Source organism: Nocardiopsis dassonvillei (assembly GCF_964273065.1).
GTDB lineage: Bacteria > Actinomycetota > Actinomycetes > Streptosporangiales > Streptosporangiaceae > Nocardiopsis > Nocardiopsis dassonvillei_B.
In genome coordinates, this window is the sequence record NZ_OZ186815.1 from 1,761,589 (window position 1) to 1,777,372 (window position 15,784).

At 73.5% G+C, this 15,784-nt stretch carries 15 protein-coding genes; 4 read left to right on the plus strand and 11 right to left on the minus strand.

Annotated elements, in window-relative coordinates; genetic code table 11:
- Positions 1–117 precede the first annotated feature (117 nt).
- Both ACSUPR_RS07955 and ACSUPR_RS07960 read left to right on the plus strand, forming a co-directional pair.
- Positions 118–1,686: a polysaccharide deacetylase family protein gene (locus tag ACSUPR_RS07955; protein WP_436890485.1), complete on the plus strand. Its 1,569-nt coding sequence runs from the start codon at positions 118–120 to the stop codon at positions 1,684–1,686.
- Positions 1,687–1,831: 145 nt separating this feature from the next.
- The gene (locus ACSUPR_RS07960; RefSeq protein WP_436890486.1) at positions 1,832–3,370 is read left to right on the plus strand and encodes a polysaccharide deacetylase family protein; all 1,539 of its coding nucleotides are present in this window, start codon (positions 1,832–1,834) and stop codon (positions 3,368–3,370) included.
- 63 nt (positions 3,371–3,433) lie between these two features.
- Here ACSUPR_RS07960 and ACSUPR_RS07965 read toward each other — a convergent pair whose 3' ends face one another.
- From ACSUPR_RS07965 to ACSUPR_RS08015, 11 genes are all read right to left on the minus strand, one after another.
- Entirely contained in the window at positions 3,434–3,862 is a 429-nt protein-coding gene (locus ACSUPR_RS07965; protein ID WP_436890487.1) for a DUF6210 family protein, read from the minus strand.
- An 86-nt stretch (positions 3,863–3,948) separates the two neighbouring features.
- A complete protein-coding gene (locus ACSUPR_RS07970; protein WP_436890488.1) occupies positions 3,949–5,079 on the minus strand; it encodes a quinone-dependent dihydroorotate dehydrogenase in 1,131 nt (376 codons plus the stop codon).
- Positions 5,080–5,087: 8 nt separating this feature from the next.
- Positions 5,088–6,014, minus strand: coding sequence for a proteasome assembly chaperone family protein (locus ACSUPR_RS07975; RefSeq protein ID WP_436890489.1), 927 nt, complete (start codon positions 6,012–6,014; stop codon positions 5,088–5,090).
- A gap of 129 nt (positions 6,015–6,143) precedes the next feature.
- Positions 6,144–7,898 carry an ABC-ATPase domain-containing protein gene (locus ACSUPR_RS07980; RefSeq protein ID WP_436890490.1) on the minus strand — a complete coding sequence of 585 codons (1,755 nt, stop codon included), beginning with the start codon at positions 7,896–7,898 and terminating at the stop codon, positions 6,144–6,146.
- Between the two features lie 249 nt (positions 7,899–8,147).
- Complete coding sequence (locus ACSUPR_RS07985; protein ID WP_436890491.1) at positions 8,148–8,666, minus strand: isochorismatase family protein; 519 nt, start codon at positions 8,664–8,666, stop codon at positions 8,148–8,150.
- Between the two features lie 19 nt (positions 8,667–8,685).
- A complete protein-coding gene (locus tag ACSUPR_RS07990) occupies positions 8,686–9,129 on the minus strand; it encodes a hypothetical protein (protein ID WP_436890492.1) in 444 nt (147 codons plus the stop codon).
- Between the two features lie 75 nt (positions 9,130–9,204).
- Entirely contained in the window at positions 9,205–9,996 is a 792-nt protein-coding gene (locus tag ACSUPR_RS07995) for a PhzF family phenazine biosynthesis protein (protein WP_436890493.1), read from the minus strand.
- A gap of 75 nt (positions 9,997–10,071) precedes the next feature.
- Entirely contained in the window at positions 10,072–10,509 is a 438-nt protein-coding gene (locus ACSUPR_RS08000) for an Lrp/AsnC family transcriptional regulator (RefSeq protein ID WP_436890494.1), read from the minus strand.
- 403 nt (positions 10,510–10,912) lie between these two features.
- Entirely contained in the window at positions 10,913–11,797 is an 885-nt protein-coding gene (locus ACSUPR_RS08005; RefSeq protein WP_436890496.1) for a hypothetical protein, read from the minus strand.
- A 698-nt stretch (positions 11,798–12,495) separates the two neighbouring features.
- A complete protein-coding gene (kynU, locus tag ACSUPR_RS08010) occupies positions 12,496–13,734 on the minus strand; it encodes a kynureninase (protein ID WP_436890497.1) in 1,239 nt (412 codons plus the stop codon).
- Between the two features lie 74 nt (positions 13,735–13,808).
- Positions 13,809–14,717 (minus strand): tryptophan 2,3-dioxygenase, encoded by a 909-nt coding sequence (locus ACSUPR_RS08015; RefSeq protein WP_436890498.1) that lies wholly within the window; start codon positions 14,715–14,717, stop codon positions 13,809–13,811.
- A gap of 203 nt (positions 14,718–14,920) precedes the next feature.
- On the opposite strand from ACSUPR_RS08015, the gene ACSUPR_RS08020 reads away from it, so the two are divergent.
- Positions 14,921–15,388, plus strand: a complete 468-nt coding sequence (locus tag ACSUPR_RS08020; protein WP_436890500.1) for an Lrp/AsnC family transcriptional regulator — start codon at positions 14,921–14,923, stop codon at positions 15,386–15,388.
- Positions 15,385–15,687: a DUF4031 domain-containing protein gene (locus tag ACSUPR_RS08025; RefSeq protein ID WP_436890501.1), complete on the plus strand. Its 303-nt coding sequence runs from the start codon at positions 15,385–15,387 to the stop codon at positions 15,685–15,687. The genes ACSUPR_RS08020 and ACSUPR_RS08025 overlap by 4 nt, the downstream gene beginning before the upstream one ends.
- Positions 15,688–15,784 lie beyond the last annotated feature (97 nt).

Consider the following 15,784-nt stretch of genomic DNA (forward strand, 5'->3'; position numbering starts at 1 on the left):
CCGGAGCCCGAACCCTCCGCCCGTGGGCGGCGTCACACCCGATGAAGACGTCGCACGGCGGTGTTCCCCGCTGGCCCCGTGCACGTTCGTCTGCGAGATGGACGCGGAGAACCCCTGGTGAACAAGCTGCCCCGAACCGCCATGGCCCCCGATCACCCCGTGATCACGGCGGGAGTGGCCCTCGTGGTCCTGGCCGGCATGGTGCTGTTGTCGGTGCGACCACCGGAAACGCTGGGCGCGGGTCCGGTCGGCGGCGTCGCGCACGGCATCGCCGACGCCGTGGAGCAGCGCCTGCCCGCCGCCGGCGAGCCGGACGCGCTGACCGTGGTGGACGCCGCCGCCCTGAGCGGCGTGGAGGAGGAGGCCGTGGAGTACGGCGGGGTCACCACCGAGGTGGTCTTCCCGGTGCTGCCCAACGCCGAGCCGCTCACCGGTTTCCTGCGCGAGCGGCTCGCCGCCGAGGTGGAGGCGTTCGACGCCGCCAACCCGGGGGCCGAGTCCTACCGGGCGGGGTGGAACGTCACCGCCGCCTCCGACGGACTGGTCGGCGTGCGCATGACGGCGGCCGAGACCGACTCCGAGGGGGAGAAGGAGACCCACGCCACCTACTGGTACGACACCGGCGACGGCGTCACCCGGGGGTCGCAGTCGCTGCTGGCCGGGCAGAGCGAGCTGGCCGCCCTCAACACCCTGGTGCGCGACCGGCTCGGCGACTCCGCCGTGCCGGGGACGGTGCTGCCGGTGGCGGCGCTGTACGACTCGGTCGGGTTCAACCCCGACGGCGACCTGGTGGTGGAGTTCGACGCCGGGCAGGTCGCCGCGCCCGAGGCCGGGCCGCTGACCGCGGTCGTGGAGCGCGCCGAGGCCGAGCCGCTGCTGTCGGACTTCGGGCGGCGGGCGCTGCGCGCGGCCACCACGGGGGTGGAGGAGTTCTCCATCGGCGCAGCGCCCCGGGAGGGCTCCGGCGGCGGCGCGGACGAGCCGGTGCCGGGCATCCTCCCCCCCGTGGACGACTCCGTGGACTGCGCCGACCCCGAGGTCAGGTGCGTGGCCCTGACCTACGACGACGGCCCCGGCGGAGGCACTCCGGAGCTGCTGGACATGCTCGCCGACCACGACGCCAAGGCGACGTTCTTCGTCACCGGGCTGCCGGTGATGGAGCACCTGCACACCGTGCGGCGCGCCTACGCCGAGGGCCACGAGATCGCCAACCACACCCTGGACCACCCCGACCTGGCCGGACTGGGCCCCGACGGGGTCCACGCGAACCTGAACACCGTGCAGGCCCTGGTGTACCGGGAGACCGGCTACACCATGGACCTCATGCGCCCCCCGTACGGGTCGACCAACGACAACGTCGCGGCGGTGACCCGGGACATGGGCCTGGCCCAGGTCCTGTGGAGCATCGACACCAACGACTGGAAGGACCGCGACCCCTCGGTGGTCGCGGACCGGGCGATCGCGGGCGCCTCGGACGGGGCGATCATCCTCATGCACGACATCCACCCCACGACCATCGCCGCCTCCCGGCGGATCATCGCGGAGCTGGACGCCGCGGGCTACACGATGGTGACCGTGTCGCAGCTGCTGGGCGACACCGAGCCCGGCGAGCGCTACATCGACGGTGCGCCCGACGAACCGCCCGCGGAGACGCCCTCCGGGGACGCCGGGGCCGGCACCGGGTAGCGGGCCCGCCGGCCCGGACAGCAGGACGGATCCCGCGGGCCCGCCGTGGGGCTGACCACATGTGGTCAGCCCCACGGCGGGCCCGCCGCAGTCCCTTATGTTGCACCCAGCGACCCGGTGCACACGTTCTGGATAAGGGAGTCCGGTGTTCTCGTCGACCCGCACGCGTCCGAAGCAGGCCCCGCCCCGGTGGAGGGGACACCCACTCCGGCTGCTGGGGGCGGGGGCCGCCGTGGCGGTGGCGCTGCCGCTGGCGGGGTGCGAGAACCCTCCGGCGGCCGCCCCGGCCGAAGCCGACCCGGAGCTCATGACGGTGCTGGTCGACGGCCCCGGGGACCCGGTGACCGAGTGGAGCGGCGAGGGGGACGACTTCCCAGGCCACCCTCACCTTCCCGAGGACGTGGATATCTCCGTCGCCCACCCGGAGTTCCCGGGCGCCGGGGGTTTCTCCGACGCCCTGCACGCGCGGATCGACCAGGAGGTCATGGACTTCCGCGGGGCGAGCCGGGAGCCGGTCGGCCTGGACATCGCCTGGCAGGTCGTGGCCGCCGGCGAGGGCGTGCTGGGCGTGCGCCTGGTGAGCACCGAGGAGGACCTGCACGGGATACGCCGGGCGTACGCGACCCACTGGTACGACGTGGCGACCGGGCACACCGGGTACGCCACGGAGCTCCTGGCCGACGACGCGGCCCTGGTCGAGCTGAACGGCCTGGTGGGCAGGGCCCTGGAGGACCACCCGGACGTGGACCGCAGGGGGCTGCTCCCGATCATGCGCACCTACGACTCGATCGGGTTCAACGCCGACGGCGACCTGGTGGTGGAGTTCGACGACGGCCACCTGTCACCGGTCGTCGAGGGCCACCCGCCGGACGCGTCCCCGGGCCGGATCACCGCGGTCATCGGTGCCGAGCAGGCCGAACCGCTGCTGTCGGACCTGGGTGAGCGGGCACGGCGGGCCTCGCTCACCCGGGAGCCGGTGCTGTCGGTGCCCGGGTCCGACACCGGTCCGGGGGACGCACCGGCGCCCCCCGGTGTGGTCGCCCGGCGCGGCCCCGACGTCGACTGCGCCGACCCGGGCGTCAAGTGCGTGGCCCTGACCTTCGACGACGGCCCGACCGAGCAGACCGCGCACCTGCTGGACGTCCTCGCCGAGCAGGAGGTGCCGGCGACGTTCTTCCTCAACGGCGACCCCCTGCTGACCCGGCCCTGGCTCGTCCGGCGGATGTACGCCGAGGGGCACGAGCCGGCCAACCACGGCGACCTGCACGAGCACATCCCGGACCACTTCGCGCCGGAGGAGGTGCCCGCCCAGGTGGCGATGGTGAGTGCGGCGGTCCGCCGCCAGACCGGGTACACCGTGGAGCTGTTCCGCCCGCCCTTCGGGGCCACCGACGGGGACCTCAAGGCGGAACTGGCCCGGCAGGAGCTCGCCGAGGTGCTGTGGACGGTCGACAGCGAGGACTGGACCGGGACCGACCGGGACACGGTCGCGGACCGGGTGGTGGACCTGGTGGAGCCGGGCGGGGTGGTCCTGCTGCACGACCCGCTGCCCCCGACGATCGCGGCGGTCCCGGAGATCATCGAGCGGCTGCGCGAGAAGGGCTACGTGTTCGTGACCGCCTCCCGGCTCCTCGACCCCGAGCCCGGCGACACCTACCCCCCGGACTGGGACGGCAGCTGGTAGCACACCGGACGGCCCGCGTCCCCGGGGACGGCCTGAACCGGTCCGCGGGGACGCGGGCGGCGGTCAGTCGGAGTTGCACCACACCAGCACCCCGGGACCGTCCGGGGTGCGCACCGGTATCCACGCCTCGTCGAGTTCGCCGAGGGAGTCCTCGTCCAGCGCCAAGGGGTGGGGGCGCTCGTCGGTGCCGTCGCAGGCCCAGTAGACGACCTCCGCGAGGGCGGCGTCCACCCGGTCGCGGTGCGCCCGCCGCAGGGGGCGGCCCCACGTGCCCGCGCCGCGCAGGTCGCGTTCGAAGAGCCCCCTGAGCAGGCCGAGCGCGTCGGGGCCGTGCACCGGCACCAGGAAACCCTCCGCGCTCCCCTGGCGGCAGGCGGTGCCGCCGTACTGCTGCTGGTAGTGGACCCCGGTCGGCGCCCGCACGACCACGTACAGCCAGTCCTGTCCCAGGAGCCCGTCGGGGTCGAGGAGGACGAAGCGCGGTGCGGTCATGGGCCGAGCGTAGCGGCGGGAACGCCGACGGCCCGCTCCAGGGGCGGTGCCCCGGGCCGGGCCGTCGGCGGCGCGTGCGGTGCGGGTCAGGCGGTGGCGGTCTCGGCGGCGTCCGCGGTGTCCGGGACCTCGGAGCCGACGGCCTCGGCGATCGAGGCGTATCCGGCGGCGCGGACCAGGCGGGCCAGGCCGCGGTGGATACGGCGGGGCCACAGCGGTCCGCCGTAGATCAATCCGGTGTAGCCCTGGACGAGGGTCGCCCCGGCGCGGATACGGGCCCAGGCGTCCTCGGGCGTGTCGATACCGCCCACCGCGATCAGGGTGACCCGGTCGCCGACCCGGGCGCGCAGGCGGCGCAGCACCGCCAGGGAGCGCTCCTTCAGGGGCGCGCCGGACAGGCCGCCGCCCCCGGCCGCCCCGACCTCCTCGGCGGAGGAGGCCAGGCCCTCGCGGGAGATGGTGGTGTTGGTGGCGATGACGCCGTCCAGCCCCAGTTCCAGGGCCAGGTCGGCGACCGCGTCGACGTCCTCGTCGGCCAGGTCCGGGGCGATCTTGACCAGCAGCGGCAGCTCCGGGCGCCCGGCCTCGGCCAGGGCGTCGCGCACGGCCGACAGGATCGGCCGCAGCCGTTCCACGCTCTGCAGGTCGCGCAGCCCCGGCGTGTTGGGGGAGCTGACGTTGACGACCATGTAGTCGGCGTAGGGGGCCAGCCTCCGGGCGCTGAGCGCGTAGTCGCCCTCGGCCTCGGCCTCCGGCGTGACCTTGGTCTTGCCGATGTTGATGCCCAGGATCGGACCGGGCCTCCCCCGCCGGTGGTGCAGGCGCTCGGCGACCAGCGCCGACCCCTCGTTGTTGAAGCCCATCCGGTTGACGATCGCGCGGTCCCCGACCAGGCGGGTCAGTCGCGGCCGGGGGTTGCCCGGCTGCGGCTGGGCGGTGACCGTGCCGATCTCGACGAACCCGAAGCCGAGCGCGGCCAGGGCCCGGGGGCCCTCGGCGTTCTTGTCGAAGCCGGCCGCCAGCCCCAGCGGGCCGGGGAACTCGCGTCCCAGGGCGTGCACGGTCAGCTCGGGCTCGCGCGGGCCCAGCACCCGTTCGGCCGCCGCGGCGACGCCGGGCACGGCGGCGGCGCAGCGCAGGGCGCCGAAGCTCACCTTGTGGATCGTCTCGGCGTCCAGGTGGCGCAGCACCGAGCTGAAGAGGATCTGGTAGAACACGTGTTTATTTAACCGTTTCCATCGCTCTCGCGCTCGGCGAGAAAGCGTTCGAGTTCCGCGCCGAGCTCGTCGGCGGTGGGCAGGGCCGTCTCGTCGTCGGCGAGCGGGAGCACCGGGCGGTCCTCCGGGTCGGTCCGCGCGGACATGATGTCGTCGTACTGGCGCTCCAGGTTGATGACGATGCGCTGGACCTCCTCCGAGGCGCCCACCTGCTCGGCGATCTCCACGTCCGTGGCCTGGGCGATCTCCTCCAGGCCCGTCGTGGGCAGGGACAGCCCGGTGGCGTCGGCGAGGTACCGCAGGGCGGCCAGCGCCGCACGCGGGTAGGTCGACTGGGCCAGGTAGCTGGGCACGTGGACGGCGAAGCCGACGAAGTCGTGCCCCGCCTCGCCCAGCCGGAACTCCAGCAGCGACACCGCGCTGCCGGGGACCTCGACCCGCCCGATCCAGGGGGTGTGCCCCTCGACGAGCTCGGGACGGGTGGAGTGCGGGGTCACCGTGACCGGCCGGGTGTGCGGCACCGCCATGGGGATGCCGTGGACGCTCAGGGAGAGCGTCACCGACAGGCGCTCCACCAGGCCGACGACCGCGGCGGTGAAGGTCTCCCACTCGCGGTCCGGTTCCGGTCCGCGCAGGACCAGGAACGGGTTGCCCTCGGCGTCGCGCAGGCGGTAGAGGGCGAGCTCGGGCCCCCGGTACTCCGTCCACGTGTTCTCGACGAACGTCATGGGCGGGCGGCGGGCCCGGTAGTCGACGAGGCGGTCGACGTCGAAGACGGCCAGCTCCTCCGCCTCGAAGCGGGCGAACAGCTCCTCGACCGCCTGTTTTCCCACGTTGCCGGCATCGACGAAGCCGTCCAGGCAGACGAGCATCGCCAGGCCGGCGACATCGTCGAAACCGGGTCGGATTTCGTACAGATCTGCTGGATTGCGCACCGGGTTCTCGTCTCCACGTAGCTCGGGGTGTCAGGGGGCCGCGTGGCAGTCCAACGCCGACCGGCTCCGCCGTGTTCCCGGTCGCCTTCCGGACCGTTCGCCCTGATATTCCACCTTACCGACCCGTGTTCACCGCCGCTGTTCGAGGACCCGCAGGGAGCGCAGCCGGTTGAGGACCGCGGCGACCTCCTGCCGCCGCGGCAGCGCGTAGTCGCCGCCGAAGTCCGCGCCCAGGGCGATGACCCCGCGTTCGGCCAGCTCCGCCTCCAGGGCGTCCAGGGCCTCGGCGACCGTGCGGTCCCGCAGGCCCAGGGCGCGCAGGGCCAGCCCGGCGCCGATGATCTGCCCCGGGTCGACGAACTGCTCGATGGAGCGCACGTCGACGTCGTCGTCGCCGAACACCAGGACGTCCATGTCCCGGCGCTTGATCCGGGACCGGCCGCGGGCGTCGGAGGGGTCGACCGACCGCGGGTCGACGAGGCGGGCGCGCGGGGCGGTGAACACCGCGTCCGTCCGCTCCCTGGCCAGCTCGCGGGCGCGCCCGGAGACGTCGTGGGGGTGGTAGGCGTCCATCATGACCACGTGGTCGGCGACGTCGAAGTAGTCGCCGCTGCCCCCCATGACCAGCACCGTGGAGACCCCGTGGTCGCGGTGCAGCGGCCGCACCAGGTCGACGAACGGGATGAGGGGCTCGCGGTCGCCGTGCACCAGGGCCTGCATGCGCTCGTCGCGGATCATCAGGTTGGTGGCGGTGGAGTCCTCGTCCACCAGCAGGGTGCGCGACCCGGCCTCCAGGGCCTCGCAGATGTTGGCGGCCTGCGAGGTGGAGCCCGAGGCGTTGTCGGTGCGAAAGTCCGCGGTGTCGGCGCCGGTGGGCAGGTTGCGCACGAAGGAGCCGACGTCGACCCGCTCCACCCGGCGGCCCTCCTCCGCGCGGATCTTGACCGCGTCGGCGCGGGTGACCACGAGTTCGCGCCCGTCGCCGGGCACGTGGTCGTAGACGCCCCGCTCCAGGGCGTGCAGCAGGGTGGACTTGCCGTGGAAGCCGCCGCCCACGATGAGGACCACGCCCTCGGGGACGCCCATGCCGGTGACCGCGCCCCGGTGCGGCAGGTCCACCGACACGCGCAGGCTCTCCGGCGAGGTGAAGGGCACCGCGCCCTCGGCCATGGGCTCGTCGCTGACCCCGCTGCGCCGCGGCAGGACCGCCCCGTCGGCGACGAAGGCGACCAGCCCCAGCTCCTCCAGCCGGGAGCGCAGGGCGACCGTGTCGGCCACGCTGTCGGCGAAGGCGCGCGCGGCGTCCCGGTCGACCGCCTCCCAGTAGAGGTCGTCCACCAGTCCGGGCAGGGTTTCGCAGAGCTCCCGCTCGGCGGCCCGGCCGTCGATCCGGCGGCCGCGGCCGGGCAGGTCGATGCCGATACGCAGCTCCAGTCCGCCGCCCTCGGTGACCCGGCAGGAGGAGCGCTCCAGCACCTCCTGGCCGCCGGTGTCGATGCGCAGCAGCGAGCGGCGCAGCAGCCGCCCGGCGCGCCGGCCGAGGAAGTCGGCGGTGGCCCGGCGCCGCACGGGGTCGGCCCAGGCGTCCTCGGGGATGCCGGCGTCGGGGAGGGAGACCAGGATCCGCGAGGCCGGCGCGAACGGGTCGGCCTGCACCCGCTGGACGGTCAGGGTGAAGTCGCCGAAGTCCCAGTCCCCCCTGAGTGACCTGTACCGCCCGTAGGAGTCGCCGTCCATGCGCAGCAGCTCCTTGGAGAGCCGCTCCTCGTCGCGCACCCCGGTGATGGGCTCGGGCTCGCGCCCCCCGGCCCGGCCGCCGCGCCCGCCGCCCCGGCCCCCGTGGCCGCCGCGCCCGCCGTGCCCCGCGCCGTACCGCCCCGCCATCGTTCCCCCTCGCACTGCCGGTTCCGTCCTCCCCGCCAGGTTAGGCCGTCGTACCCGTCCCCGGCGCACCCTGTGGGGGCCCCGCCCGGGTGTCGCCGTCCCCGCCCCGGGCACGTGAAAGGGCCGGTCCCGGTGCGACTTCCGGGCCCGGCCCTTCGGGGTGGGACACGGTCCCCGGCGCCAAGGGGGTGCACCGGGTCCGTGCGGGCACCTCCCCGGGAGGGGTGGGGAGGTGCCACGGGTTCTTTTCTACCCGAACTCGATGTCCCGCGCGGGGGAAACCTCGATTCCCTCGGATTCCAGCTTTCGTTCGACGGCCAGCGCGCGTTCGGCGGCGGTGGCGCCCTCCCCCGGGAAGGTGCCGTGGGCACCCGCGGCGAGGACCACCCGGTAGCCCTCGCCGAGGGCCCGGCGGCCCGTGGCGGAGATGCAGTACTCGCTCTGGAAGCCCGCCAGGACCAGCCCGCGGGCGCCGGTGAGGGCGAGCGCCTCGGCCGCCCCCGGGGAGGTGAAGGCGTCCGGGCCGGTCTTGCGGAACACCGGTTCGTCCTCCCTGGCCGGGAAGGTCGGCTGCCAGCCCTCCGTGAACGGCTCGTCGGGCTCCCCTGCGGCCCCGTCGTTGAGGATGTGCACGACCGGGGTCCCCGTGGAGCGGGCGCGGTCGAGGAGGGCGGCGAGCTCGGCGCGCAGTGGTCCGGCGTCCGGGACCGCCTCCCGCCCCTCGAGGAAGTTGTCCTGCACGTCTACGAACACCAGTACGAACGACATGCCGCCATGGTGGCACAGCTCACCCGCCGCTGTCCGCCTTCCCGGCGGCGCGGCGGAAGGCCCGGTCGCGGTCGTCCACCGGCGGGTCGGCCCGGTCCTGCACGAACACCGCGACGAGCCGGTCGGTGTCGCGCAGGTCGGCCAGCAGGTCACGCCAGGCGAACAGGTTGGGGTGGTCGAAGGCGGTGCAGGCCTGCGCCGGGGAGAGCCCCCGCTCCGCCTCGCGCAGCGTCCCGGGCGCCAGGTCGTACACCGCGGTGCCGCGGACGTGCCCCAGGGCCCGGGCCAGGACGATCGCGGGCAGCCCGTGCATCGCCCCGGGGACGTTGACCCAGGGGAAGCGCAGCTCACCGTCGCGTTCCCGGCCGACGGCGAAGGCGACCGGCCTCTCCCAGCCCGGGTGGCCCTCCTCCAGCCGGGTCCGCGCGGCGTGGATGTCCTCTTCGGTGACCCACTGCTCCATGGGCGCTCCTCGTGTCGGGGGTGAGGCGGCGGGAGGGGTGCGCGCCCACCGCGCACCCCTCCCGCCGCGTCCACGTTAGAGGTTCAGCTCTCCCCGGGCCACCGAGACCGCGTGACCTCCGATGAGCACCCGGTCACCGCGGCACTCCAGCAGCAGGTCACCGCCGCGCGCCGAGGCCTGGTGCGCGGACAGTTCCCTCCGGCCCAGCCGCTCCGCCCAGAACGGGGCGAGCACGGTGTGCGCGCTGCCGGTGACGGGGTCCTCCGGGACGCCGACCCGGGGGCCGAACACCCGGGACACGAAGTCCGGCCCGCCCGGCCGGGCCCGGGCGGTGGGCATGACCGTGCGGTACGGCAGCCGGGCGATCGCCGCGAAGTCGGGTTCCACCGCCCGCACCGCCGCCTCGTCGGCGACCTCGACGAGCAGGTCGCCGGTGCCGCCCACGCCGACCCACAGGGGTTCGGTGCCCAGCATCCCGGCCAGCCCCTCGGGTGCCTCGGCGGGCACCGCGGGCCCGGCCGGGAAGTCCATCCACATGCGCCCGTCGCGTTCGGACACGGTGAGCACGCCGCTCCGGGTGGTGAACCGGTACGGGCCGGGGACGCCGCTCTCGGCCAGGGCGTGGGCGGTGGCCAGGGTGGCGTGCCCGCACAGCTCGACCTCGACCACGGGGGTGAACCAGCGCAGCTCGTAGTCGGCGTCCGGGTCGTCGACGGGGCGCGCGAAGGCGGTCTCCGAGAGGTTGAACTCGGCGGCGACCCCCTGCGCCCAGGCGTCGTCGTAGGCCTCCCCGAGGATGAGGACGGCCGCGGGGTTCCCGGCCAGGGGCCGGTCGGTGAAGGCGTCGATCACGCGGTATTCGGGCATGCGCTCATGCTGGCCGGTCGGCCGCCCGGGGGAAAGGGCCATTCCCCGGGCGAGTGGCCCCCGAACGGGGGCCCGTCACAGCGGCGGCTCGTCCAGGATGAACATGGTCTGGGTGCTCCTGACCTCCGGGATGCGCTGGAGCCGCTCCAGCACGAAGGTGCGCAGGGCGGCGGCGTCGGCGACCCGGACGAGGAGGAGCAGGTCGACGTCGCCGGAGACCAGGGCGGCGTGGTCGACCTCGGGGATGTCGCGCAGGTATTCGCGGAACCTCTCCCAGGAGTGCTGGTCGATGCGCACCGAGACGTACGCGGACAGGCCGATGCCGTACTTCTCCGGGTCGATGACGGCGGTGAACCCGCGGATGACCCCCTCGTCGCGCAGGCGCTCCAGGCGGGAGTAGGCGTTGGCCCGGGAGATGTGGGCCTGTTCGGCCACGGCCCGGATGGACATGCGACCGTCGTCGCGGAGCAGGGAGATGATGCGGCGGTCGGTGTCGTCCAGCGGCACGGCCATGTGTCTTACCTCATACCGCTCAGGTCACGCTCCCATGAGACCGCGGGGATCGCTTGACGGCACTACTGAGCAGTTCGTCCAGTATCGGCGTGGGGGGATCGACAATATGGGGTGATTCGCCTCATATTCAAGACACGGAGTACACCGATACGGGAACGCCTCCGAGACCGCCGACGGCAAGGGCGCCGCCGGAACCCGCGGTCCCGGGCACGGACCGGATCGGCGGGCGGCCGGTCAACGGCGACCGGCACGCCCCCGGACATGCCGAAGGGCCGTGGTCGGTGAAGACCACGGCCCTTCGTCGGCCCGGTGGGTCGCGTGCCCCGGAGAACCCCTGTCCGCGAGGACACCTGGCTTCTCGGGCTCCCCGCGATCACGGGGACCCCACGGGCCCGGGAGGGGCCTACTCCTGGCGGCCGCGCAGGCGGTCGAACAGGGAGACCAGGCTGTGGCGGCCACCGCTCCGGGCGGTCAGGCCGCGGCCCTCGCCCTCGGCACCGGCGTGGGCGCCGGCGGGACGGCGGGTCCAGGCGAAGAACAGGGCGATGAGGATGGCCGGGATGATGGCCAGGGCCAGCAGGCCGGTCCCGCCCAGGACGCCGTCGCCGGCACCGGTGAGCTGGACGCCGGAGAGGTCGTTGGCGGCCGTCTCGGCGGTCACGCCGGAGTCGTCGGAGTCATCGGAGCCTTCGGCGGCGGCCTGCTCCTCGGCCTCCTGCTTCTCCGCCTTCTCCGCCTTCTCCTGCTCCTTCTTCTCCTCTTCGGCCTTCTTCGCGGCCTGCTCCTCCTTCTTCTCCTCCTCGGCCTTCTTCGCCTCGTCGGTCTCGGCGAGGACTTCCTCGGGGATGGGCTCGACGGCGTTCTCGCACTTGTTGTCGGGCTGCTGGAAGGGGTGCGGGGCGCCCTCGGTGCCGTTGCCGTCGCCCCACTCGGTGATGAAGTACTCGACGTCGTAGAGGTGGCCGTTGCCACCGCTGACGGTGTAGTTCGTGTCGTTCCAGGTCTCGCCGGTCAGTTCGGCGAAGGTCTTGCCGTCCATGTCCAGCAGGACGTCGCAGTCGTGGGAGGGGACGCCGGGGCCGCGGTCGCCGATGAAGAATTCGGCCTTCTTGCCCTCGTAAACGACATAGCCCTCGGTACCCAGCGGCCAACTCGGGCTGGAGAAAAGGCCCTTCTGCATGGGCTCGCCGCCTGCGGGCGCACCCGTGTCACCGTTGATGCCGGAACCATCGTCCCAGAAGTAGGTCGCGGTGACTTTGCCGTACTGGATGGGAGTTTCGTTGCTCATGAAGTATCAGCCAGGTAGACAACGGGGCCGAGAAGACCTTCGGGCACGTCGCAGCAGCTCACAGGGCATGCTCGGGCACACCCCCGAAGGAGCTTCGCGACAGGGTTCTCCCGCATCGGAATCAGCGGGTGGGAATCGGAAAGCGCCGATGGACTTCGGCGGTCCAAGGGGCCGTCTCATGGATGCGGGCGGCCCGGATTCCCGGAAAGGGTCTCGATTCCCTTGCGGCTCACAGGCCGGTCAAGGGCTCGGCATCACTTCGCATGAGACTCATAACGAAGCGATCACGAGGACACTAACCCAGGTTTAAGCAAAGTGCGCAAGGATTCCGGGTAAAATGACGTTCCGTGTTCACCGGTGCACGGTGCGGGTCGTTTCCCGGCCACCCCGGAGAACACGGGAACCCCCGCCGTGGCAGGGGTTCGGGCCCGCCCGGGGACGGCGGGCGGGCCCTCTCCGTGGCCCTCGTCACGAATCTCCGGGTAAGCCGGGAAAGGGCCGGAGGATCCTTGCGGGGACCGGTGTACCCACCGGTAGGTCACGGTCGGCGCGGCCCGGCGGCGCGGGCGCCGCAGCCGCCCCCTCGGAGTCAAGGCCGCGTAATCCCCGGCCTCCGACGGGGTCACCCGCAGGGCGGCTGTTCCCCTCCGGGCATGGGGAAGCCCCGGGGGCCGCGGCCCCCGGGGCGGTCCGGCGGGTCAGGTCACCTGGCCGCGGCGGGCAAAGCGCTCGTCACGCCACTCCCCCGTGCGCACCACCTCGTGCAGGGCCTCTGTCGCGTCCCACACGTCCGTGTGGCGCAGGTACAGCGGGGTGAACCCGAACCGCATCACGTCCGGGGCCCGGAAGTCGCCGATGACGCCGCGGGCGATGAGCGCCTGCACGATCGCGTACCCGGCGCCCTCCTCGGGCTCCACCAGGGCGACCTGGCTGCCGCGCCGGGCGTGCTCGGCCGGGGTGACCGAGGTGATGCCCACCTCGGCGGCCCGGGCCAGGAAGAGGTCCGTCATGGCCAGGCTCTTGGCCCGCACCTGCGCCAGGTCGGCCTTGGCCCACACGTCCAGGCTCGCCTCCAGGGCGGCGTCGGCGACCAGGGGCTGGGAGCCGCTGAGGAAGCGCGACACGCCGGGGGCGGGCTCGTAGTCCCCGGTGAAGTCGAAGGGGCGGGCGTGCCCGTGCCAGCCGCTGAGCGGCTGGGAGGCCTCCGCGTGGTGGCGGCGGGCCGCGTACAGGAACGCGGGGGCGCCCGGCCCGGCGTTGAGGTACTTGTACGTGCAGCCGACCGCGAAGTCGGCGCCGGAGGCGGACAGCTCCACCGGCACCGCGCCGACGCTGTGGCACAGGTCCCAGATCACCAGGGTCCCGTGCTCGTGGGCCAGCCGGGTGATGCCGGGCATGTCGCGCAGGATGCCGGTGCGGTAGTCCACGTGGCTGAGCAGCAGCACCGCCGCGTCCCCGGCGGCCAGCTCCCGCTCCAGGTCCGGCCCGTCGGGGTCCACCCGCCGCTGGACCGCCCCGGCCAGGGCGGCCGCGCCCTCGGCGACGTACAGGTCGGTGGGGAAGTTGCCCGCCTCGCCGAGCACGACCGAGCGGTCCGACAGGCCCAGCGCGGCGATGAGGCACTTGAACAGGTTGGCGGAGGTGCCGTCGCCGACGATCACCTCGTCGGGGTCGGCCCCCACCAGCGGGGCGACCTTGGCGCCCAGGGTCCGGGGCTTGTCCCACCACCCCGCGTCGTTCCAGCTGCGGATGAGGTCCTGCCCCCACTCCCGCTCGATCATGTCGGCGACCCGGCCGGGGGTACTGCGCGGCAGCGCGCCCAGCGAGTTGCCGTCCAGGTAGATCACCCCCGCGGGCAGCACGAACTCGTCGCGCAGCGCGGCGAGGGGGTCGGCCGCGTCGAGGGCGGCGCACTCCTGTCGGGTGGTGGGCGTCATCGGTGTCCTGATCTTCCTGTTCGGAGTGGTCCGTGTTCGGGGACCGCGCGGGGCGCCGGCGGTCCGGGGCGCCGTCAGATGGTGCTGCGCAGCGACCACAGCTCGGGGAAGACGTCCTTCTCGACGTTGCGGGCCAGCCAGGTGAGGCCGTTGGAGCCGCCGCTGCCGGGCTTGCCGCCCATGGTGCGCTTGACCGCCATGAGGTGCAGGTGGCGCCAGCGCGTCACCCGCTCGGCGACGTCCATCAGGGCCTCGGCCAGCAGGTACAGGTCGTTGCCGGGCCGGTCGTCGGCGTAGACCCGTCCCCATGCGGCCTCCACACGCGGGTCGGGCTCGTACTCCCGGGTCCAGTCGCGCTCCACCGCCTCGTCCGGGACCGGCAGTCCGCGCCGGTGCAGCAGGCGCAGCGCCGCGTCGTACAGGCTCGGCCGCTCCAGGAGCGCGCGCAGGTCGGCGGCGACACCGCTCATGCCCTTGTGGGGGCGGATCATGGACTCCGACTTGTTCCCGAGCACGAACTCGAGTCTGCGGTAGCCGAAGGACTGGAAGCCCGACGCCTCGCCGAAGGAGTCGCGGAAGCGGTTGAACTCGGTGGGGCTCATGTCCGCGAGGAGCTTCCAGGAGTCGTTGAGGACGTCCTGGGCGGAGGCGGCGCGGCGCAGCCAGAGCAGCGCGCCGGGCACGTCGTCGCCCTCCAGGGCGTCGCGGGCGGCCTCCCAGCGCTCCTGGATCAGGACGAACAGCAGCTCCATGATCTGGGTGCCGATGATGAACGCCGTCTCGGCGGGCTCGTCGGTGCGCGGGTTCTGCAGGCGCAGCAGGGTGTCGATCCCGGCGTAGTCGACGTAGGGGGTGTTGCGGTCGAAGGCCAGGGTGGGCTGCCCCGCGTTGTCCTGCGCCCGCCGGGCACGGGCCTCGGCGTCGGTGCCCTCGACATCGGCGGGGATGTACGGACACTGCTGGGCGGACGCGGTGGTGAGCATGGGAACGACCCCTCGTGGTGCTGCGCGGAACGTGCTGGCGGCGTGCGCGGTGCCGTCGGCGAAGCCCCCGTCACGGCACCGTGTACGTCAGCACACATGATCGAGCAGATCCGGGCGAAAAGGAATGCGTGATATACCCCAAAGCAGGATGTCCACCTGGTATCCATAACCCGTCAGGGAAATCCACTTTGGGATCGAAAAGTATGACTTCGCGAGCACCGACCGCCCTGGACGGCGTCGACCAGCGGATACTCGCCGAGCTCCAACAGGACGGCCGGCTGTCCTTCAACGAGCTGTCCCGGCGCGTCAACCTGTCGGCGCCCGCCGTGGCCGAACGGGTGCGGCGTCTCACCGACCGCGGGGTGATCACCGGCTACCACGCGCACGTCGACCCGGCCGCCGCCGGGCTGCCGGTGACCGCGCTGGTGCGCATGCAGTGCTTCGGCGCGCACTGCCTGCTGCGCGAGCCGGAGTCGCTGGAGCTGCCCGCCATCCTCCAGGTGCACCGGGTCACCGGCGACGACTGCTGCGTCCTGCTCATCGCGGTGCGCTCCATGGAGCACTTCGAGGAGGTCATCGACACCCTCGCCGCACACGGCCGCCCCTCCAGCACGATGATCCTGTCCAGCCCGGTGCCCTGGCGCCCCGTCACCGCCCCGAGGACCGCATGAGCGTGCTCATCGACACCCCCGTCTGGCCCGGCCCCCGCGGCCTGCTGTACGCGCACCTGGTCAGCGACACCTCCTACGCGGAGCTGCACGCCTTCGCCCGGGAGCTGGGCGTGCCGGAGCGGGCCTTCGAGCGCGACCACTACGACATCCCCGAGTACCTGCACGCCCGGGCCCTGGAGCTGGGCGCCGAGCACGTGCGCGGCCGGGAGCTGGTGGCCCGGCTGCGGGCCGCCGGCCTGCGCCGCCCCAAGCGCCGCCCCAAGCGCCGCCCCGTCCCCTGCGCCGGACCCGGCGGCTAGGGTCTGTTTTTCGAGTGCCCTCCTGTTCCGCGGGGGGTGTGCGAGGCGCCGGCGGGGTTCGGCAGGCCCGGAGGGGATGTCCGGGGAACGAGGACGT

Excerpts from the sequence above, each read along its gene's own strand:
- ACSUPR_RS07965 (WP_436890487.1), bottom strand. The coding sequence starts at position 3,862 with ATGACCGCACCGCGCTTCGTCCTCCTCGACCCCGACGGGCTCCTGGGA.
- ACSUPR_RS07980 (WP_436890490.1), bottom strand. The coding sequence starts at position 7,898 with ATGGCGGGGCGGTACGGCGCGGGGCACGGCGGGCGCGGCGGCCACGGG.
- ACSUPR_RS07985 (WP_436890491.1), bottom strand. The coding sequence starts at position 8,666 with ATGTCGTTCGTACTGGTGTTCGTAGACGTGCAGGACAACTTCCTCGAG.
- ACSUPR_RS07990 (WP_436890492.1), bottom strand. The coding sequence starts at position 9,129 with ATGGAGCAGTGGGTCACCGAAGAGGACATCCACGCCGCGCGGACCCGG.
- ACSUPR_RS07995 (WP_436890493.1), bottom strand. The coding sequence starts at position 9,996 with ATGCCCGAATACCGCGTGATCGACGCCTTCACCGACCGGCCCCTGGCC.
- ACSUPR_RS08000 (WP_436890494.1), bottom strand. The coding sequence starts at position 10,509 with ATGGCCGTGCCGCTGGACGACACCGACCGCCGCATCATCTCCCTGCTC.
- ACSUPR_RS08005 (WP_436890496.1), bottom strand. The coding sequence starts at position 11,797 with ATGAGCAACGAAACTCCCATCCAGTACGGCAAAGTCACCGCGACCTAC.
- kynU (WP_436890497.1), bottom strand. The coding sequence starts at position 13,734 with ATGACGCCCACCACCCGACAGGAGTGCGCCGCCCTCGACGCGGCCGAC.
- ACSUPR_RS08015 (WP_436890498.1), bottom strand. The coding sequence starts at position 14,717 with ATGCTCACCACCGCGTCCGCCCAGCAGTGTCCGTACATCCCCGCCGAT.
- ACSUPR_RS08020 (WP_436890500.1), top strand. The coding sequence starts at position 14,921 with ATGACTTCGCGAGCACCGACCGCCCTGGACGGCGTCGACCAGCGGATA.
- ACSUPR_RS08025 (WP_436890501.1), top strand. The coding sequence starts at position 15,385 with ATGAGCGTGCTCATCGACACCCCCGTCTGGCCCGGCCCCCGCGGCCTG.